General features: G+C 58.4%; 12 protein-coding genes. 11 read left to right on the top strand and 1 reads right to left on the bottom strand.

All coding sequences use genetic code 11. The annotated features are described in order from the left end of the window. Positions 1-6 precede the first annotated feature (6 nt). Complete coding sequence (locus XX99_RS13410; protein ID WP_050059878.1) at positions 7-2301, bottom strand: MMPL family transporter; 2295 nt, start codon at positions 2299-2301, stop codon at positions 7-9. Positions 2302-2626: 325 nt separating this feature from the next. Here XX99_RS13410 and bioB point away from each other — a divergent pair, with 325 nt between their 5' ends. The 11 genes from bioB to XX99_RS13355 all read left to right on the top strand — a co-directional run bounded on the left by bioB (position 2627) and on the right by XX99_RS13355 (position 17777). Further along, complete coding sequence (gene bioB / locus XX99_RS13405; protein WP_050059877.1) at positions 2627-3637, top strand: biotin synthase BioB; 1011 nt, start codon at positions 2627-2629, stop codon at positions 3635-3637. Further along, complete coding sequence (locus XX99_RS13400) at positions 3634-4779, top strand: 8-amino-7-oxononanoate synthase (RefSeq protein ID WP_050059876.1); 1146 nt, start codon at positions 3634-3636, stop codon at positions 4777-4779. Before bioB ends, XX99_RS13400 begins: the two co-directional genes overlap by 4 nt. Beyond that, positions 4776-5414, top strand: coding sequence for a dethiobiotin synthase (bioD, locus tag XX99_RS13395; protein WP_050059875.1), 639 nt, complete (start codon positions 4776-4778; stop codon positions 5412-5414). Before XX99_RS13400 ends, bioD begins: the two co-directional genes overlap by 4 nt. Further along, positions 5411-6685, top strand: a complete 1275-nt coding sequence (locus tag XX99_RS13390) for an adenosylmethionine--8-amino-7-oxononanoate transaminase (RefSeq protein ID WP_050059874.1) — start codon at positions 5411-5413, stop codon at positions 6683-6685. Before bioD ends, XX99_RS13390 begins: the two co-directional genes overlap by 4 nt. A gap of 5 nt (positions 6686-6690) precedes the next feature. After that, positions 6691-7671, top strand: a complete 981-nt coding sequence (locus tag XX99_RS13385; RefSeq protein ID WP_197081884.1) for a beta-ketoacyl-ACP synthase III — start codon at positions 6691-6693, stop codon at positions 7669-7671. A gap of 76 nt (positions 7672-7747) precedes the next feature. Continuing rightward, complete coding sequence (locus XX99_RS13380; RefSeq protein WP_050059872.1) at positions 7748-9997, top strand: alpha-amylase family protein; 2250 nt, start codon at positions 7748-7750, stop codon at positions 9995-9997. 163 nt (positions 9998-10160) lie between these two features. Continuing rightward, positions 10161-12389, top strand: a complete 2229-nt coding sequence (locus XX99_RS13375; protein ID WP_184085324.1) for a prolyl oligopeptidase family serine peptidase — start codon at positions 10161-10163, stop codon at positions 12387-12389. Positions 12390-12562: 173 nt separating this feature from the next. Then, positions 12563-14263 (top strand): carboxylesterase/lipase family protein, encoded by a 1701-nt coding sequence (locus tag XX99_RS13370; RefSeq protein WP_050059870.1) that lies wholly within the window; start codon positions 12563-12565, stop codon positions 14261-14263. Between the two features lie 117 nt (positions 14264-14380). Continuing rightward, the gene (locus XX99_RS13365) at positions 14381-15685 is read left to right on the top strand and encodes an extracellular solute-binding protein (RefSeq protein ID WP_184085321.1); all 1305 of its coding nucleotides are present in this window, start codon (positions 14381-14383) and stop codon (positions 15683-15685) included. 99 nt (positions 15686-15784) lie between these two features. Next, complete coding sequence (locus XX99_RS13360; protein ID WP_050059868.1) at positions 15785-17164, top strand: sensor histidine kinase; 1380 nt, start codon at positions 15785-15787, stop codon at positions 17162-17164. Next, positions 17148-17777, top strand: coding sequence for a response regulator (locus XX99_RS13355; protein WP_050059867.1), 630 nt, complete (start codon positions 17148-17150; stop codon positions 17775-17777). The genes XX99_RS13360 and XX99_RS13355 overlap by 17 nt, the downstream gene beginning before the upstream one ends. Positions 17778-17823: the final 46 nt, after the last annotated feature.

Raw genomic sequence — 17823 nt, 5'->3', positions numbered from 1 at the left:
TCATCTTTAGTCGCCGTAGTGTTTGGCCTCGGGGATGAGCTCCTTCTCCGCGATTATCGGAGCCCCATGCAAGCCATAGGGCCACCAGTTCCAGTCGCCGGCAAGCTGCAACAGCGCCGGCCCGACAACCATCCGCACCACTGTCGCATCGATGAACACGGCTACGGCGAGCGTGAAGCCCAGCATCTTGACGACCAAAAAGCTTCCTATCGTAAATGCGATGAAGACAGCAATCATGATCGCCGCTGCGCTCGTGATGAGCTTGGCCGTCCGCGCCAGTCCCTCGATCACCGCTGATGTCTCGGGTAAACCGCGCCGCCGCTCCTCGAGGATTCGGGCGACGAGGAAGACTTCGTAGTCCATGCTCAACCCAAAGACGATGGCAAACGAGAGAATTGGCACGATGGGGAATACTGCGCCTGTAGCTCCGCCCAGACCCAGGAGCTTGCTGCCGTGGCCTTGCTGAAAAACCAGAACTAATGCACCGAATGAGGCGCCCACGGAGAGCAGGTTAAGCAAAATTGCTTTGATGGCCGCAAACAAAGAATGTAGTCCCAGGAGAAGCGCGAGTAGGCTCCCCACCACGACGCCAACGATCACCTTGGGCAAGCGTTCCTTCACTACCGAGTCATAATCTGCATTGAGCGCGGGAATGCCGCCAACTCGCAGCACTGCACCGGGCACGCCGGTGATCGCCGCCACATCCGAGGAGCGCACCTCTCGCACCCATCGTATTTGATCGGTGGGCGAGAGTTTAGCCGCTGGCAGCAACTCGATCAAAGTGGCTTGCCCATCGGTGCTTAGAAAATTCTTGCGGATTGCTTCGGGCGCGCTGTCGACACCATCCGGAGTGTCGGACATTCCCGAGAGGGTGGGAAGAGATAAGACCTCTTCCGCTCTGGGATCGCTCTGGAAGTGCTTCGTCAGGCGGCTGACGGCCAGCCAGCCAGATGGCGAGAGCGTGGAAGACTGCGATGGTAACTCCAGCACCACGCGGAGGGAATTCACAATACCCGATCGCCCCATGCTTTGAAGGGTGTCCAGAGCCTGCGCTGACTGAGCCGTGGCCGGGAGCGAGCCTCGGTCAGGAACCCCGATAGCGATTTTGCGCGCCTGGAAGGCAAGAATCAGCAGCGGAATTCCGGCGACAAGCAAAGCTGTCCAGGGGCGGCGGGTTACGATACCACCCCACCGCGCCCACCGCTGACTCGGCGCGCACAGGGTGTCCCGTTTTTTGATTCGTTTGCCAGGAAGACGCAATCTCCCGGCGTCGATGCGATACCCCAGCAGGCCAAGCACCCAGGGCAGGATGAAGGTACAAAGCATGACACTCAAGAGGGTCACCAGCAGGCCGGCTATTCCTATCGAGCGTAATTCGCTGATGGGCACAAACAACAACGCTGAAAATCCGATGGCAACGGTCGTGGCAGACACTATTAGCGTGCGCCCCGCTTGCACGGCAGCAAGATCGGCAGCACAACCGGGATCGCATCCGTCAGCCAGTGCTTCGCGAAACCGGCTTACCATCAGCAATGCATAGTCGATGCCCAGGCCAAGGCCGAGCATCGTCGCCAGATTTTGCACCAGAATCGACAGATGCAGATGATAGGAGAGCAGCGCAGAGGCACCCATCGCCATTGAGATGGAGAGCACTCCAACCCCCAGCGGCAGGAGCGCGGCCACAAGAGTGCCGAAAGCCAGCAGCAACAGCAGGAGAGTCACGGGCATGGCCCGCTCCTCTGCATGCCGGACGTCATCGGCGCTGACCTTGCGAATATCGAAGTTTATCGGTGTCTCACCCGTGATCTCCAGCTTGATCTTGGGGTATTGCGCCCTGAGCTTACCTTGCATCCAGTCGGCTTTTGCTCTCAGCGTCGGGACCAGCGCCTCCACAGCTTCACCGTGCGGGTCCAATCCGACGATGATCAAGGCCCCGCCGTTGTCTCCAGTGAAAAGAGGATCCGGCCAATCCACACTCGAGACCGCGCCCGACACGCCAGGCACGCTGCGCAAGGAACTGGTCAAGAAGCCCAATGCCTCCGCGCCTTCTGCCGAATCCGGCTCGGGAATTCCGCTGATCACCAGAATCAGCCGGTGGGCATAAGGAGACTGGAAGCGTTGCGCCAGTTCCAGGTCAACCTTTTCGGATTCGCCGCCCCTGATGTGAACGGCTGTCTCCAGGCGGCGTTCGACTTTGTAAGAAAAGGGCAGCAGTGTAAGGGCCATGACGAATCCCACCATCGCCAACCAGAACCGGCGGCGAGCGGCGCCCTGACCAATCTTCGAGCTCGGCGTTACCATTGAAAATCCATATCCATTTTAAGTTCGTACGGCAGCCATGAACGGGCGCCGGTGATCCTACGCGTCCATAATATAGAGCCAAATCGCATATCTATCGAAGTTCGGTCTTTGGCACCGTTAACGATGAGATGCGGGGAACCGCCCGCTAAGCCTTCCGTCAATGGACGGATATGGCCGGCAAGGTGTCTCTCCCCGATGCCGCCTCGACTGCGCAGCCACAAAAACGACTGCTATATTCAAAAAGTCGAGAGATTAAAAGGCGATTATTTAATAGTCCTTTCCCAGAGCGATAGATCTGCTCGCGCAGGAGGCTGGAAAATATCTCATGAATGAAGAAATCGCATTCGTGCCTTCCGAACAGGTGGCCGCGGCGCCCCTCACTTCAGTTACGCGCTGGACCTCCGCCGCCGCACGCGCAGTGTATGAGCTGCCGTTCAATGACCTCTTGTTTCGCGCGCACTCCGTGCACCGGGAGAACTTCGATCCAAACCGGGTACAGCTGAGTAAATTGCTCAGCATAAAAACCGGAGGGTGCCCCGAGGATTGCGGCTATTGCAGCCAATCTGCCCGCTATGCGACCGGCCTCAACGCTTCGAAGCTGATGGAGGTTGAGCACGTCATAGCCGAAGCGCGCAAGGCAAAGGAAGGCGGAGCCACCCGCTACTGCATGGGAGCCGCCTGGCGCAGCCCCAAGCAGCGCGACATGGAAATGGTCGTCGCAATGGTTGAGGGCGTGAAAGCGCTCGGCCTGGAAACATGCATGACGCTGGGAATGCTGTCGTCCGAGCAGGCTGAATCCCTTGCCGAAGCCGGGCTCGATTACTACAACCACAATATCGATACGTCGAAGCGGTTTTATGGGGAGATCATCACCACCAGGAGTTTTGGAGATCGTCTCGAAACGCTGGAAAATGTCCGGCAGGCAGGCATCAAAGTGTGTGCCGGCGGCATTATCGGCATGGGCGAAACTGCTGAAGATCGCATCGACATGCTTGTGACGCTGGCCAATCTGCCTGCACCGCCCGAGAGCGTGCCGATCAATATGCTCATCCCCATTCCGGGATCGAAGCTCGCCGATGCGCCGCCCGTCGATCCGATCGAATTCATCCGGATCATCGCGCTTGCCCGTATTCTTATACCCGCATCCCATGTCCGCCTCTCGGCCGGACGAAAAGGCATGTCAGACGAGCTGCAGGCTCTCTGCTTCTTTGCCGGGGCCAATTCGATCTTTGTCGGCGACACTCTTCTGACAGCCGCGAATCCCGGAGAAGACCGTGACAGCAGTCTCTTTCACCGCCTCGGATTGGCGCCAGAGGCGATGAGCACCGTCGAATGATGCCGCAACGGCTGGCTCGATATGCGGCCACGCTGGAGCAGCTCGAACGGAAGGGAAGGCGGCGCACTCTAACGCAACCAAGCGGTATAGACTTCACCTCGAACGACTATCTTGGCCTTGCAGGCTCAGCTCGGTTGAGCGCGAGTGTAATCTCTGCAATCGAGCGGGGAGTGCCGGTTGGCGCAGGCGGATCGCGTCTCCTTCGTGGCAACCATCCCGAGCATGAAGCCCTGGAAGCGGAAGCGGCCGCATTCTTTCATTCCGAGCGAATGCTGTATTTCGGCAGCGGCTATGCCGCGAATGTCGCGATAATCTCGACGCTGCCGCAGCGCAACGATCTCGTCGTTTATGACGAATTGATTCATGCGAGCGCGCATGAGGGAATGGCCGCGGGACGGGCCAAAGCCGTTGCTGTACCTCACAATGACCTCGACGCATTTGCAGATGTCATCCGCAATTGGCGCGATGAGGGCGGCAAAGGACATCCCTGGATCGCGGTCGAAAGCCTCTACTCGATGGATGGCGACAGGAGCCCTCTTGCCGGACTTGCCGAGGTGGCCGACCGCTACGACGGTTTTCTTCTGATCGATGAAGCGCACGCGACGGGTGTTCACGGCGCAGATGGTCGTGGTCTAGCGGCCGGGTTGGAAGGGCGCGACAATGTCGTCGTGCTTCATACCTGTGGAAAGGCGCTTGGCTCATCTGGCGCGCTCGTCGGAGGAAGCAGCGTTCTCTGCGACTATCTCGTGAATCACGCGCGTCCTTTTATCTATGCGACTGCTCCGTCTCCGCTGGCTGCAGCCAGCGTTCGTGAGGCTCTGCGCATTCTTGCAGATGAACCGCAGCTACGGCACAAGCTGCAGAGAATGATCGAATACGCTAACGAGCAGTTGGTCCGTCATCTCGGAATTCAAGGCAGCGGCTCACAGATACTTCCGGTCATCCTCGGCGACAGTGCCCGAACTTTGAGGGTTGCGCAACAGATGCAGGCCGATGGATTCGATATTCGCGCCATCCGTCCTCCTACAGTCCCAGCAAATACGGCGCGCCTGCGAATCGCGATTACATTGAATGTCGATTGCCCGGTTATCGCCAATATGTTCGAACGGCTGGCACAGGTTATGGCGCAGGAGCACCTATGAGCTTGCGGATCGTTGTCACGGGCACTGATACGGGGATTGGCAAAACGGTGTTTTCTGCCGCGCTGACCGATGCTCTCGATGCGTGCTATTGGAAACCCGTTCAATCCGGCCTTGACGGGGAAACCGACAGCGAGACCGTCCTCCGGCTGGGGCGGATACCGTCCGAACGCATCTTCCCCGAAGCATGGCGGCTCAACACACCGGTCTCGCCGCATCTTTCTGCAGAGATCGATGGGGTGACGATCGATCCCTATGCGCTGGAGCTGCCCCACACGTCTTTGCCTCTCGTCATCGAAGGCGCAGGCGGGCTGCTCGTTCCCCTCACACGTCATCAGACATTCGCGGATGTTTTTGCGCGCTGGCAGATTCCGGTCGTCCTCTGCGCTCGAACCGCTCTCGGAACCATCAATCACACGCTGTTGTCGTTGGAAGCGTTGCGGCAACGCCGAATTCCTGTCCTGGGCATCGCGTTCCTGGGGGATGCTTATCCCGATACGCAACGAACCATCGCGGAGATGGGAGATGTCCGTGTCCTCGGCAGGCTGCCCCGCCTGGAAGGATTGAACTCTGACACTCTACGCCAGGCGTTTCGCGAACACTTCGACATTTCTTCCTTCGGAGAGGTGATCGCATGACGCGTTCGCCTTCGCCTGTATGGCACCCCTTCACCCAACATGCCTTGGAGCCTGTAACCACCAGGATCGTCAGGACAGACGGCGCCTACCTCATCGATGAACATGGCCGTTCAATTCTCGATGCGATCTCTTCCTGGTGGGTCATTACGCATGGGCACAGGCATCCGGCCATCATGGAGGCGATTCGTTCGGCAACCGAGAGCTTCGATCAGATCATCTTCGCCGAATACACCCATGAACCGGCGGAAGAGCTGGCGCAAGGATTGATCCGGCTTGCTCCGCCCGGTCTGGCGCACGTCTTCTATTCCGATAGCGGATCGACATCGGTGGAAGTAGCGTTGAAGATGGCGCTGGGTTTCTTTCATAATAGAGGATGCTCGCGCTCACGCATCGTCGTAATGGAGCACGGCTATCACGGCGACACCATTGGCGCGATGTCCGTTGGCGAACGCGGTGTCTTCAACGCGGCCTACGGAGCGCTGCTCTTCGATGTGGACACCATTCCGTTTCCTGCGCCCGGCCATGAACAGGAGACGCTCGATGCCTTCGAGCAACTCTGCCTTGGCGAGGAAGTAGCTGCGCTGCTGATCGAACCGCTTATCCTAGGGGCGGGCGGGATGAAGATGTATCCTCCGCATCTGCTGGCGGAGTTGAAGCGGATCGCGACGCGCTACGGAACCTTATTCATCGCCGACGAAGTAATGACAGGGTGGGGAAGAACCGGCACGGTTTTCGCTTGCGAACAGGCAGGCATCACGCCCGACATTCTGTGTGTGTCGAAGGGCATTACCGGAGGTGCGCTGCCTCTTGCCGCGACGCTATGTTCCGCCGAGATATTCGATGCGCACCTGTCCTCCGATCGCAGCCGGATGTTCTTCCATTCGAGCTCTTACACAGCCAATCCCATCGCGTGCGCAGCGGCGCTTGCGAATCTCACCGTATGGCAGAATGAGCCGGTTCTCAAACGTATCGAGACGCTGGAGCACATGCACCGTGAGAGACTAACGCCATTCCGCTCTGATCCGCGCTTCGTCAACGTCCGGCAGACGGGCACGATTGCCGCTCTGGACCTCGATGTTTCGACATCCGGATATCTCTCGGACGTTGGGCCGAAGCTGAGAGCTTTCTTTCGGCAGAGAGATCTCCTCATCCGTCCGCTTGGCAACGTGATCTATCTGATGACACCTTACTGTGTGACGTCCGATGATCTCGATCGGGCTTATGCGGCCATCGATGAGGCAGCTGATGTGATTGGCAAGGCCCAGAAATGATGCGGGTGCAATCGAGCCGCATTGCTGGTTTAGGACACTATGTTCCGGAGCGGCGCGTCGAAAACGCTGAGATCGAGACGCGGCTTGGTCTTGAATCCGGCTGGATCGAGCGCCGCACCGGCATCCGCGCTCGCCGTTGGGCCGCTCCCGATGAGGCGCTGACGGATCTTGCCAGGAAGGCTGGAGAGATGGCCCTGGAGGATGCGGGGATCGCGCGCAACGAAGTGGCGCTGACCCTTCTCGCAACGTCGACGCCTGATCACCTGTTGCCGCCATCCGCTCCGCTGCTCGCTCATCAATTGAACCTCTCGCACTCCGGCGCCATCGATCTCGCCGGTGCTTGTTCAGGGTTCCTTTATGCATTAACTCTGGCCGATGGTTTTGTTCGCACGCAAGGCAAGCCCGTTCTCATCGTGGCGGCCAATATTTTGAGCCGGCGTATCAATCCCGAAGAGCGCGGCAGCTCAATCCTGTTTGCTGATGCAGCCGGAGCGGTGGTGCTGGTTCCTTCAACTTCGCCGGAGGTTGGAATTCTCGGCGTCGATCTGACCTCTGACGGAAGCCTCTATGGCCTGATTGCGATTCCCGCAGGTGGGAGCAGGAAGCCTTTCGTTGCAGGCATGGACCCGAATGAGCTATTGATGACGATGAGTAGTAGCAAATCGGTGTTCTCGCAGGCTGTGCGCATGATGACGGAGTGCTCGACTCGCGCGATGGAGCAGGCTGGACTGACAGCGGCAAACATCGATCGTTTCGTGCCGCATCAAGCCAATATCCGCATCTTGAATGCGGTTTGCGAAAACCTTGGATTGGAAAAGAGCAAGACGGTGCGCACAATCGAAGAGTCCGGAAACTCGTCGGCAGCCACCATTCCCCTATCTTTGTCTCTTGCTCATAAAGATCATCCCTTCGTCTCAGGAGAGCGATTGCTTTTGACTGCTGCAGGCGCCGGGATGACAGGTGGGAGCATCGTTTGGGGATTCTAGTGTCCTGATTGGCGAGTGGTTCGACGCCGCATCTCGCGGTTAGACTTGCTCCGTGTAGAAAACGAGGGGAGTTCGGATGCTCAACCGTCGTACCTTTCTCAAGGCAGGCGCGGGTGCCGTTCCAGTGGCGGCCGCAATAGATGCTCTCAACCCATTTTCGACTCTCTCCGCAGAGGAGACAGTGGCCGCGCCCAGCGGTGGACCTCAAGCGAAGCTTGCTCCGCTACCGCAACGTATGCCTGCGATCGATCCGGCTACCCTGTCCTGGCAGCAGCGAATTCGCCGCGTGGGACAGAGCAACATGACCGAGCACGACCCGGCGGTGATGAACATCGAGGAGTGGGCAGACTATTGGCACTCCGCCGAAGTGGACATCGTCTTCATCAGCGTGACCGGCATTCTGGCCTTCTATCCCTCGAAGGTAAAGTTCCATCGCCACGGAAAATTCTTGAACGGCCGGGATTTCTTCGGCGAGTGCGTAGCCGCCGCGAAGAAGCGCAACATGCGTGTCGTTGCGCGCATGAGCCCCGATCTCAACTGGGGAGATGCACTCGAGGCGCATCCGGAGTGGGCCATGCGCAATAAGGATGGCTCCGTGCAATTCAGCGGCGAAGAACCGCGCCTCTTCAAGACATGCATGTTCTCCACTTACATGGACGATTACATCCCGGCGATCATGCGAGAGATCAACTCGCTCTATGATGTCGATTGCTTCTATACGAATGGTTGGCCGCCGCTGGGCACTCTGCCCGATTGCCATTGCGCTATCTGCAGCACTCTGCCGGCTTCCGGCACTCCCGCTTACTGGCACGCCTTTACCGACCGTGTTCTCGATCTCTGGCAGAGATACGACGCCATCGCCAAGGAGAAAAAGCAGGAGAGCTTCTTCTTCGCCAACTCAGGTGGCAATGTGCGCGGCGGCCCGAACCTCGATCGCCTGGGCAAAGTTGCGGCATGGTTCCAGGCGGACAATCAAGGACGCACCTACGAGGATGCCGCCGTGTGGGGATGCAGTCTGCAGGGCCGCGTTTGCCAGGCTGTGCTCGATGGCAAGTTCGCCACCAATGTCACTGCCGCCTACTCCACCGGCACGCCGGGATGGCGCAATGCCTCGAAGAATCCCGACGAAGCCAGAATGTGGTTGAATGAATCCCTGGCCAGCGGCATGGCTCCTTACTATCACTTTGTCGGTTCGGAAAAAGGCTTTGGCGAAGATCGCCGATGGCAGAAGGTAGGGACAGATTATTTCCGCTGGACGGCCCGGCACGACGCGCACTTTACCTACCGGCGCTCCATGGCCAACATCGGCGTGGTGATCGGGCAGAGCACGCAGCTTCTCTATCCGGGTCCGTCAACGGTGCATTCACGCGCCTATATGCACGAGACCACGCAGGGCATCTACGATGCGCTTCTGCGTGGCCGCTTCGCATTCGACTTCGTCCATGAAGACCGGCTCGATGCGGAACACCTCGGCAAGTATCGTGCTCTTGTGCTGCCCAACATCGCCATGCTGAGCGAACGCCAGTGTGAGCAGATTGGACAATATGCAAAGTCAGGCGGATCGATCATGACCAGCTTCGAGACCAGTCTCTACGACGAAAATCTGAACCGGCGAGCGGATTTCGGGCTCGCCGATCTTCTCGGTATCCACAGAGCCGGAGATGTCATCGGCACAAACGGCAATCCGTACTACGCGCGCATCGAATCTCCCGATAAATTGCCTCTGCACCCCATCCTGGAAGGCTTTACCGACACCAACTGGCTCCCGGGCGCGGAGAATCGCGTGCCTCTCAAGCCCGTGGACAACCCCGTACTCACGGTTGTCCCAGGATTCGTACGCTATCCGCCAGAGCTGGCCTATCCGCCTGTTTCGCACACCGATCAGCCGGCGGTGATCCTGCGCGAATCGGGCCGCAGCCGCATGGCTTACTTCCCCGGAGATATCGAACGCACCTATTGGCTCACCGGGCACGGGGATTTGCTGCGCCTGCTGCACAACACCCTAAGCTGGGTCACGAATGACGAGCGCGTGGTTCACATCGAAGGTGAAGGCTTCGTAGAGATGTTCTGTTGGGAGACAGTTCCCGGATACTCCGTGCACATCCTTAATTACACCAGCCCCGATGCCCAGCATGGATGGATGCAGTCGACTTATCCGCTGGGTCCACAGACCATAAGGCTGCAGTTACCTCGAGATGTAAGAGTAAAATCCGTCGAACTCTTGCGGGCTGAACAAAACCTGACATTTCATCTGGAAGGTCAGACGTTGCAATTCACCGTACCGCGCGTCGAAGATTACGAAGTCGCAGCGATCACCATTGCCTGAACACGCAGCTCGATGTCGATGAACTCAATCAGGCTTGATGATTTCGTTGATACGCATCCTGCCTTGATCGGTACTGATAGGATGAAAAACCTGGCCGCCCTCGATAAGTTGCGGGGTTTACACTCTCTTCATGTTCACGACCTGCGATTCGCCGAGCCGTCGCTTGCTGACCTCATTCCTGCCTGCTGGCATCTTCTTCTTTGCACTCCATGCGACGGGGCAAACGCCGAAATCCATCGCGCCTCCACCAGTGGCGCCGGTTCGGCCGGTCACGGATACCTACTTTGGCCAGCAGGTTGTCGATCCCTATCGCTATCTGGAAGATCAGAAGTCGCCGGAGGTGGTCGCCTTCATGCGCGGCCAGGCCGACTATACCCGTGCGGTGCTTGACAGCATCCCCGGACGGAAGGATTTTTCCGCAGAGATGTCCCGCTACATGAACGCGGAGGAGGCCGCCATCACCGACCTCAAGGTCGCGGGGCCTTATCTTTTCTATCGCAAGCGCAACAGGGGAGAGAATCAGGCCAGTCTTTATGTCCGCCTGGCACCGGGCGGTTCCGAGCGCATGCTTCTCGACCTGCCCAAGCTCTCGACTGCCACCTCCCACGTTTCGCTCGACGATTACACACCCTCCGGTGACGGCGAGTTAGTGACGGTCGAACTATCGCCAGGCGGCTCGGAAGAGAAGACCGCGCATATTTACGAGACCGCCACCGGACGCGAGCTGCCGGAGACCTTGGAACGCTGTTTAGGAGCAGTCTTTTCTGCCGACGATAAGAGCCTCTTCTATCTCCAATTGGAAAAGCTTGCCCCTAATGCTCCGCCTACCGACAAGTACCGCAGACCGATGGTTCATCAGCATGTTCTTGGCACGCCGGTGGCGCAGGATACCCTGGTGCTGGGCCGTGGTGTCTCGCCTGAGATCGAAGTGCCGGAGTTCTCTTTTCCAATCGCGCTCACGGTGCCGGGATCAAAGTTCGCGTTTGCGACTGTAACCCCTGGAGTCGATCCCGACGGCTCGGTCTATGTTGGCCCACCCTCCGCTCTTACCACTCATACTGGATGGCAGAAGGTCGCTGACTTCTCCGACAAGGTGACCGACGAGGCTCTTCACGGGAACGACCTTTACCTGGTCAGCTTCAGCGACACGCTCAATGGCAAGATCCTGCGCGTAGATGCCGCTCATCCCGACCTCAAGACGGCTGAGGTTGTGCTTCCTGCAAGTGACCTCGTTCTCTCCGGCGGCTTCATTGGCACGAACGTGCTTCATGCGGCCTCGGATGCTCTTTACATCCAGTGTCTGCAGAACGGCATCGGCCGGGTGCTTCGTCTGCCCTATGGTCCCAACTCCAGGGCGACCACTCTTCCGCTGCCCGCCACCGAGCACGCCGACGCGGTCGCCACCGCGCTCTCCGTTTCCGGAGCGGTCATCGATCTCACCAGCTGGACGACGCCCGGCGACTCCTTTCGCTACGATTCCGCAAGCGCGTCGCTCACTGCTCTGCACCTGAGAGTTCCGAACCCTGTCGACCCTACCGATCTCGTCTCCGAAGAGCTCACCATCAAGGGGCTGGATGGCACCCCGCTCCCGCTGTCGATTGTTTATAAGAAAGGTCTGGTCCGCGACGGCAAAGCTCCCACGACGCTGATCGGCTACGGCGCCTACGGAGACGCATTCACTCCTGGCTTCAGCCGGCGTTACATGGCGTGGCTGGAGCGTGGAGGCGTGCTCGCTATCGCTCATGTGCGCGGCGGCGGGGAGCTCGGCGAAGGCTGGCACCTTGCGGGCAAAAAGCTTACCAAGCCAAACACGTGGCGTGACTTCATCGCCTCTGCTCAATACCTCATTGACGAAAAATATACCTCGACTCCACATCTCGGCATCTGGAGCCAGTCCGCCGGCGGAATCTTGATAGGGCGCTCCATCACCGAGCGGCCCGACCTCTTCGCCGCCGCGATTGACGGTGTGCCTTGCTCCGATATGCTGCGTCAGGAGACTGGAGCGAATGGGCCGGCGAATATTCCGGAGTACGGCACAGTCAAGGATCCGGACGGCTTCAAGGGGCTATTGGAAATGGCAGCGTACGACCATGTGGTTCCGGGCACCAAATATCCCGCCACTTTGGTAACTGCCGGCGCCAACGATCCGCGCGTCGATCCCTGGCAGGGCGCCAAGATGGCTTCACGTCTGCAAGCCGCGAATGCTGGACCTAATCCCATCCTCTTTCGTGTGAACTACGACGCGGGCCACGGCATCACCGATACCATCGCCCAGCAGGTTTCTGACTGGACGGACATCTTCACCTTCTTCCTCTGGAATTTCGGGAATCCCGATTTCCAACCTACCGCACTTGCTCAAACCACGACTCCTGCCACACACGGCAGCAAGTAAACACTCTTTCTCCACGCGACGCCTGCCAATTAGCCGGCGTCGTGGAGAAGGGAAGCGTCAGCTCACGCGTGGCCTAAGGCATATCTAAAGACAAAATGTGCCGTGCCGTGCATGGCGGCATGTGCGGCCGAAATGAACCAGCGACACCGTTGGTTATTTGATTCAGGAGAAATATGAATTGCAAGTACGACACCGCATCGTGGTGGAAGCGATGCAGCGGGTTAGAAATTTTTGCAATGATCGCGATGGTTGTGCTGGCTTCGCTTTCGCAGACAGTACGCGCACAGGAAACAACATCGCCGGCGCAGGCGCAGCAGCCTCAAGCGGGATTGCCGCTTTCGCCAGTAGTACAGACCTCGGCCGGTCCGCTGCAGGGGCTCGATAATCACGGCGTCCACGAATATCTGGGCATTCCGTATGCGCAACCGCCCGTTGGCGGCCTGCGCTGGCAGCCTCCGCAAGCTTATCCGCAATGGACTGAAACCCGGCAAGCGACGCGCTTCGGACCAACCTGCGCGCAGGTCACGACGCTGGGGGCATTTGCCGGACCGGCGAACAGCAATGAGGACTGCCTTTACCTCAATGTGTTTGCCCCCAAACAGGCTGGCAGCGAAAAGCTGGCGGTCCTGGTGTGGATTCATGGAGGCGGCAATTTTGATGGTGAGAGCAACGACTACGATGCCAGCAAACTCGTAACGAAGGGCGATGTGGTTGTCGTTACTCTCAACTACCGGCTCGGCCTGCTGGGATGGCTGGCCAATCCCGCGCTGGATCATGAGGGGCATCCGTTCGGCAACTACGGGTTGTTGGATCAGCAGCTGGCGCTGAAGTGGGTGCAGAAGAACATTGCATCGTTTGGCGGCGATCCGACGAGGGTAGCTCTTGGCGGCCAGTCCGCGGGGTCGGTCGATGCCTCGACGCATGTGGTTTCACCGCTGGCGGCGGGCCTGTTCAATCGTGCAATCTTCGAGAGCATCCTGTTCGACTCGATTTCATTAAGCGCCGGAGAGAAGCTTGGGACCTCATTCTCAACTGCTGCCGGGTGTGGCTCTGGCTCTGGCCCGGATGCCGCGGCTTGCCTGCGAAGCTTGCCGGTGGAGACAATCCTGAAATTGCAAGGCACAGAAAGCGCCAACGGTCCTTACATGACGACCGCCCCGATCGCGGATGGCACGATTGTGCCGAGCCAGGGGCTGTTCGATGCCTTCAAGACGGGCAAGTTCGCCCACATGCCCATAATGAGCGGCTTTACCCACGACGAATACAATTTCCTGCTCGCGATCAACGAGTATTTTTCCGCGCCGCCACAAGCACCCGTCTCCGAAGCGGATGTGAAGAGGTATGTGGAGACTTATGGAGCGAATGCGTCGAAGGTGGTTGCCGCCTACACGCCCGCTTCCTACGCTACTCCTCAACTGGCTCTTGACGCGATGGGCACCGGCTCGTACGTTTGCCCGCAGCAGGCCGTGAATCAGACGCTGTCTTCGCAGGTTCCGCTCTATGCCTATGAGTTCAACGACCGGACCGCGCCCTTTTTCTTTCCGGGGTTGCCGGGCTTCCAGTCGCTGGCCTACCACACGGCTGACATTCAATACCTATTCCCCGGATGGCACGGCGGCACGCGAGGAATAGCGCACCCGCTCAATAGCGCGCAGGAGAAGCTTTCGGACGAGCTGGTGATGGCCTGGGCTAACTTCGCCCGCACGGGCAATCCGAACGCGGCGGGAGATGAGCTGTGGCCGCGCTTCGATGCCCGCAACCCACGGTCATCGTTTTATCTATCGGAAGATATCCCCGCCTTATCTCTGCGGTCGGAGAGTCAAATGTCCGAGGAGCATCGGTGCAAACTCTGGGATAGCCTGCAGCTGCCCTGACGATGCGGTGCGAGCTGGGGAAACCTCACTCGTCGCAGTATCGCGAACCGAAAATCTCCTGTGCTCCAATTGATATTGGCGCATCTTTTGAACATGCGCGGGCCGGAGCATCGTTCCTTGCCAGATAAATTGGCCATCGTCATCGTCTTGCTCCTTTGCTTTGTCTCCGGCTGCCGCAAATCCGCACCAGCACCCGCGACGGTGACTTTTCTCGATCAGGAGTGGTCGCAGCCCGACGAATTGTCCAGAGCCGCGGGCGAATCTCGTGAGTTCACCAGGGAAACTGGAATTGTCATCCAGCCGCCGCCGCTTCCCGAGACCTTGTTTTCTGCGCTCCCCCCGCAGGCTCAACTGGACCTGCTGCGCCGGTTGTTGAAGGAAGGCGCGCTCAGCCCCGATGTCCTGGGTATTGACGTCATCTGGCCGCGAATTCTCGCGGACCATCTGGTCGATCTGCGGCCAGATTTCGCCTCCGAACTTTCGTCGCTGGATGCCCAATTGGTCGCCAGCTACACGGTGAACGGCAAGGTGGTGGCGTTGCCCTATGACACTCACGTCGGCGTTCTCGCATATCGAACTGATCTACTCCGGCAGTATGGATATAGCCATCCTCCGAAGACATGGGATGAACTGGAACGCATGGCCGCCCGAATTCAGGCGGGCGAACGGGCAAAGGGCAGAAAGGATTTTTGGGGATACATCTGGCAAGGTGCGGCCACGGAGAGCTTGACCTGCAACGCCCTGGAATGGCAGGTCTCCGCGGGAGGGGGCCGCATCATCGAAGATGATGGAACAATCAGCGTAAACAATCCCGCCGCGATCCAGTCTTGGCAACGAGCTGCCCGTTGGATCGGCAGAATATCGCCGCCTGGTGTTGTGGCTTATCAGGAAGTGGATTCGTTGGGCGTTTGGGATTCAGGCAATGCTGCTTTCATGCGCAGCTGGCAGTGGGGTTATCGATTGACTCACCCCAGGGAATCGCCTATGCGAGACCGCACGGGTTACACGAGTATGCCTGGAGGTCGCGGAGGACAAGTGGGCGCCCTGGGAGGCATTGGTTTGGCCGTCTCCCAATCCTCGGCTCATCCTCGTGAAGCAGTTGCCCTCATCCATTTTCTGATTGCCAGGGACTTGCAAGCAAAAGCGAACGCCGTTCACTCCGAGCCGGCCGCTGAGTTCTATGGTCTGCCACAAACGCTGCAGGCCTACGCTCCCTCGCCTCAATCAGGTGAACAGAGCAGCCGGCTGGTTAGCCGGCCTTCGAGTGTCACCGGTCATGCCTATGAAGACGTGACTGCGGCTTACATTCAGGCAGTGCATTCTGTGTTAACCGGCCAGAGAGGGGCGCAAGAAGCGGCAGCGGAGTTGGAAAAGCAATTGATTCAGATAACCGGTTTCCATGCCGGACCGCCCAAGACGTAAAAGTAAATTACCTTTAGCATTGTGTTTCGTAGGATGAATATTCTCATGCGCGGAAAGAACCGCCGCCAGGGGAAAGCTTCTTGAGGAAGCGGGGCTTGAATGAAATCAGCAGATTATTTCAAGATTGGTCCTAGGCTCACGCTTGCTTTCGCCCTGTTAATCGCTCTTATTCTTGCCGGCAACGCTCTTGTCATCTGGCAGTTTCATCGAGCCAGCATCCAGACCGATCGACTCACCGGCGCGAATCAACAACTGATTGCGGTGCTGCGACTTCAAGTAGGCGTTCTCTCGTTCCATCAATGCCTGGACGACCTTGTACGATCCGGCGATGCACAGCATCTGGCCACTGCAGCCAAGCCATTGCGCTGGGTTCTCCAGGAACAGGTTCGACAAGCGAGAATGGCCGTTTCCGCTAACCAGCCGCCCGGAACGCAAGTAGATTCGGCATTCTTACCAACGCTGGAAACAATCGAAGTTGCTTTGCCGGCACAACTCGACGCTATTAACGACTTAGCGGAGTCGGGCGAGTGGGGAACGGTGCAACGCCGATTAGACAACGAACTGAAACCGATCGAGACTCAGACCTCAGTATTGGTCGGCAGCATTCAACAACAAGCCAACGGAGAACTTGCACAGGCCGTTTTGAAAATGGGAAGCGTGCGGCGGCAGATTCTTTTTATCGTTCCGCTAACGGCGATCTCTACGTTTTTCATCGCCGCTTTCTTTGGCTGGGCCATAACGCGGCGCATCGTTGAGCTTCGTCTGGAAGAACGTGTCAGCGAGCGCACACGTATCGCGCGCGAACTGCACGACAGCCTGCTTCAGAGCCTGCATGGATTGATGTTTGAGGTTCAGGCGGCCCGCAACATGTTCCAGAAGCGGCCGGATGAAGCCCTGCAAGCTCTCGATGGCGCGATTATGGGAACGGAGCAGGCGATCACCGAGAGCCAGGACGCCATCGCCGACTTGCGAAGCACAGCGACGACGGACGATGATCTCGCACAGCTCATCAAGTTAACTGGAGAGAAATTGACGGCCTCGCGAAGTGGAGAACATGATTCTCCAACCTTCGGACTTACTGTCGAGGGTCAGCAACGAGCGTTGACTCCGGTCATCCGGGATGAGAGCTATCGCATTGCGCGGGAGGTATTGCGCAATGCTTTCCGGCATGCGCAGGCGAGGCGGATCGAGGCAGAGATTCTCTACGACGACCATCAGTTCCGGTTGCGTGTGCGGGACGATGGAAAAGGCATGGACGCGCACACACTCGAGGAAGGCAGACGCGCCGGGCACTGGGGCCTGCCAGGCGTTCGAGAGCGGGCACAGCAAATCGGTGCGAAACTGGATGTTTGGAGCCAGGCGGGCGCGGGGACAGAAGTTCAACTGGCCGTTGCTGCTTCGCTGGCCTACGAAAAGACGCCGGGACGCTCTGGATTCCGGGTGTTTCAAAGGACCGAAAATCATGAGCATCGACCCTAGCCTGATTCGAATTCTTACGGTGGACGATCACCCCCTTCTTCGCAAAGGGATCGCCGCGCTCGTCAATACCGAGGATGACATGAAGCTGGTCGCGGAAGCTTCCAGTGGGGAGGAAGCCATCGAGAAGTTTCGCGCCTGCCGGCCGGATGTGACGCTGATGGACATCCAGCTACCCGGCTTGAACGGCATCGAGAGCCTTAGCCAGATTCAAAGAGAGTTTCCGGATGCAAAGGTCATCGTTCTGACAACGTATAGCGGCGATATTCAAGTGGTGCGCGCGATTAAGGCGGGTGCCCGAGGTTATTTGTTAAAGAGACAGGTGCACCGTGAACTCCTCGAGACCATTCGAGCGGTTCATGCCGGACAGCGGCGCATCCCTCAGGAGATTGCTGTAGAGCTGGTGGATCATCCCAGGGACGATCTCACCCCGCGGGAAATTGATGTGCTGCGGCTGATCGCTGGCGGGAACGCCAATAAAGAGATTGCGGATCTGCTATCGATTGGCGAAGCCAGCGTGAAAAGCTACGTTGCGAACATACTCTCGAAGCTTGACGCCAAGGACCGGGCACATGCTGTCACGATCGGATTGAAGCGAGGAATCATCGAGCTATAGATCCCCCAAATGGAGGGGGCGAAGAGCCTCGTTCGGGCGTTTTGAG

The organism is Silvibacterium bohemicum (assembly GCF_001006305.1).
In the GTDB taxonomy this organism is placed as follows: Bacteria; Acidobacteriota; Terriglobia; order Terriglobales; family Acidobacteriaceae; genus Silvibacterium; species Silvibacterium bohemicum.
This window is presented reverse-complemented; position numbering and strand designations above follow the sequence as displayed.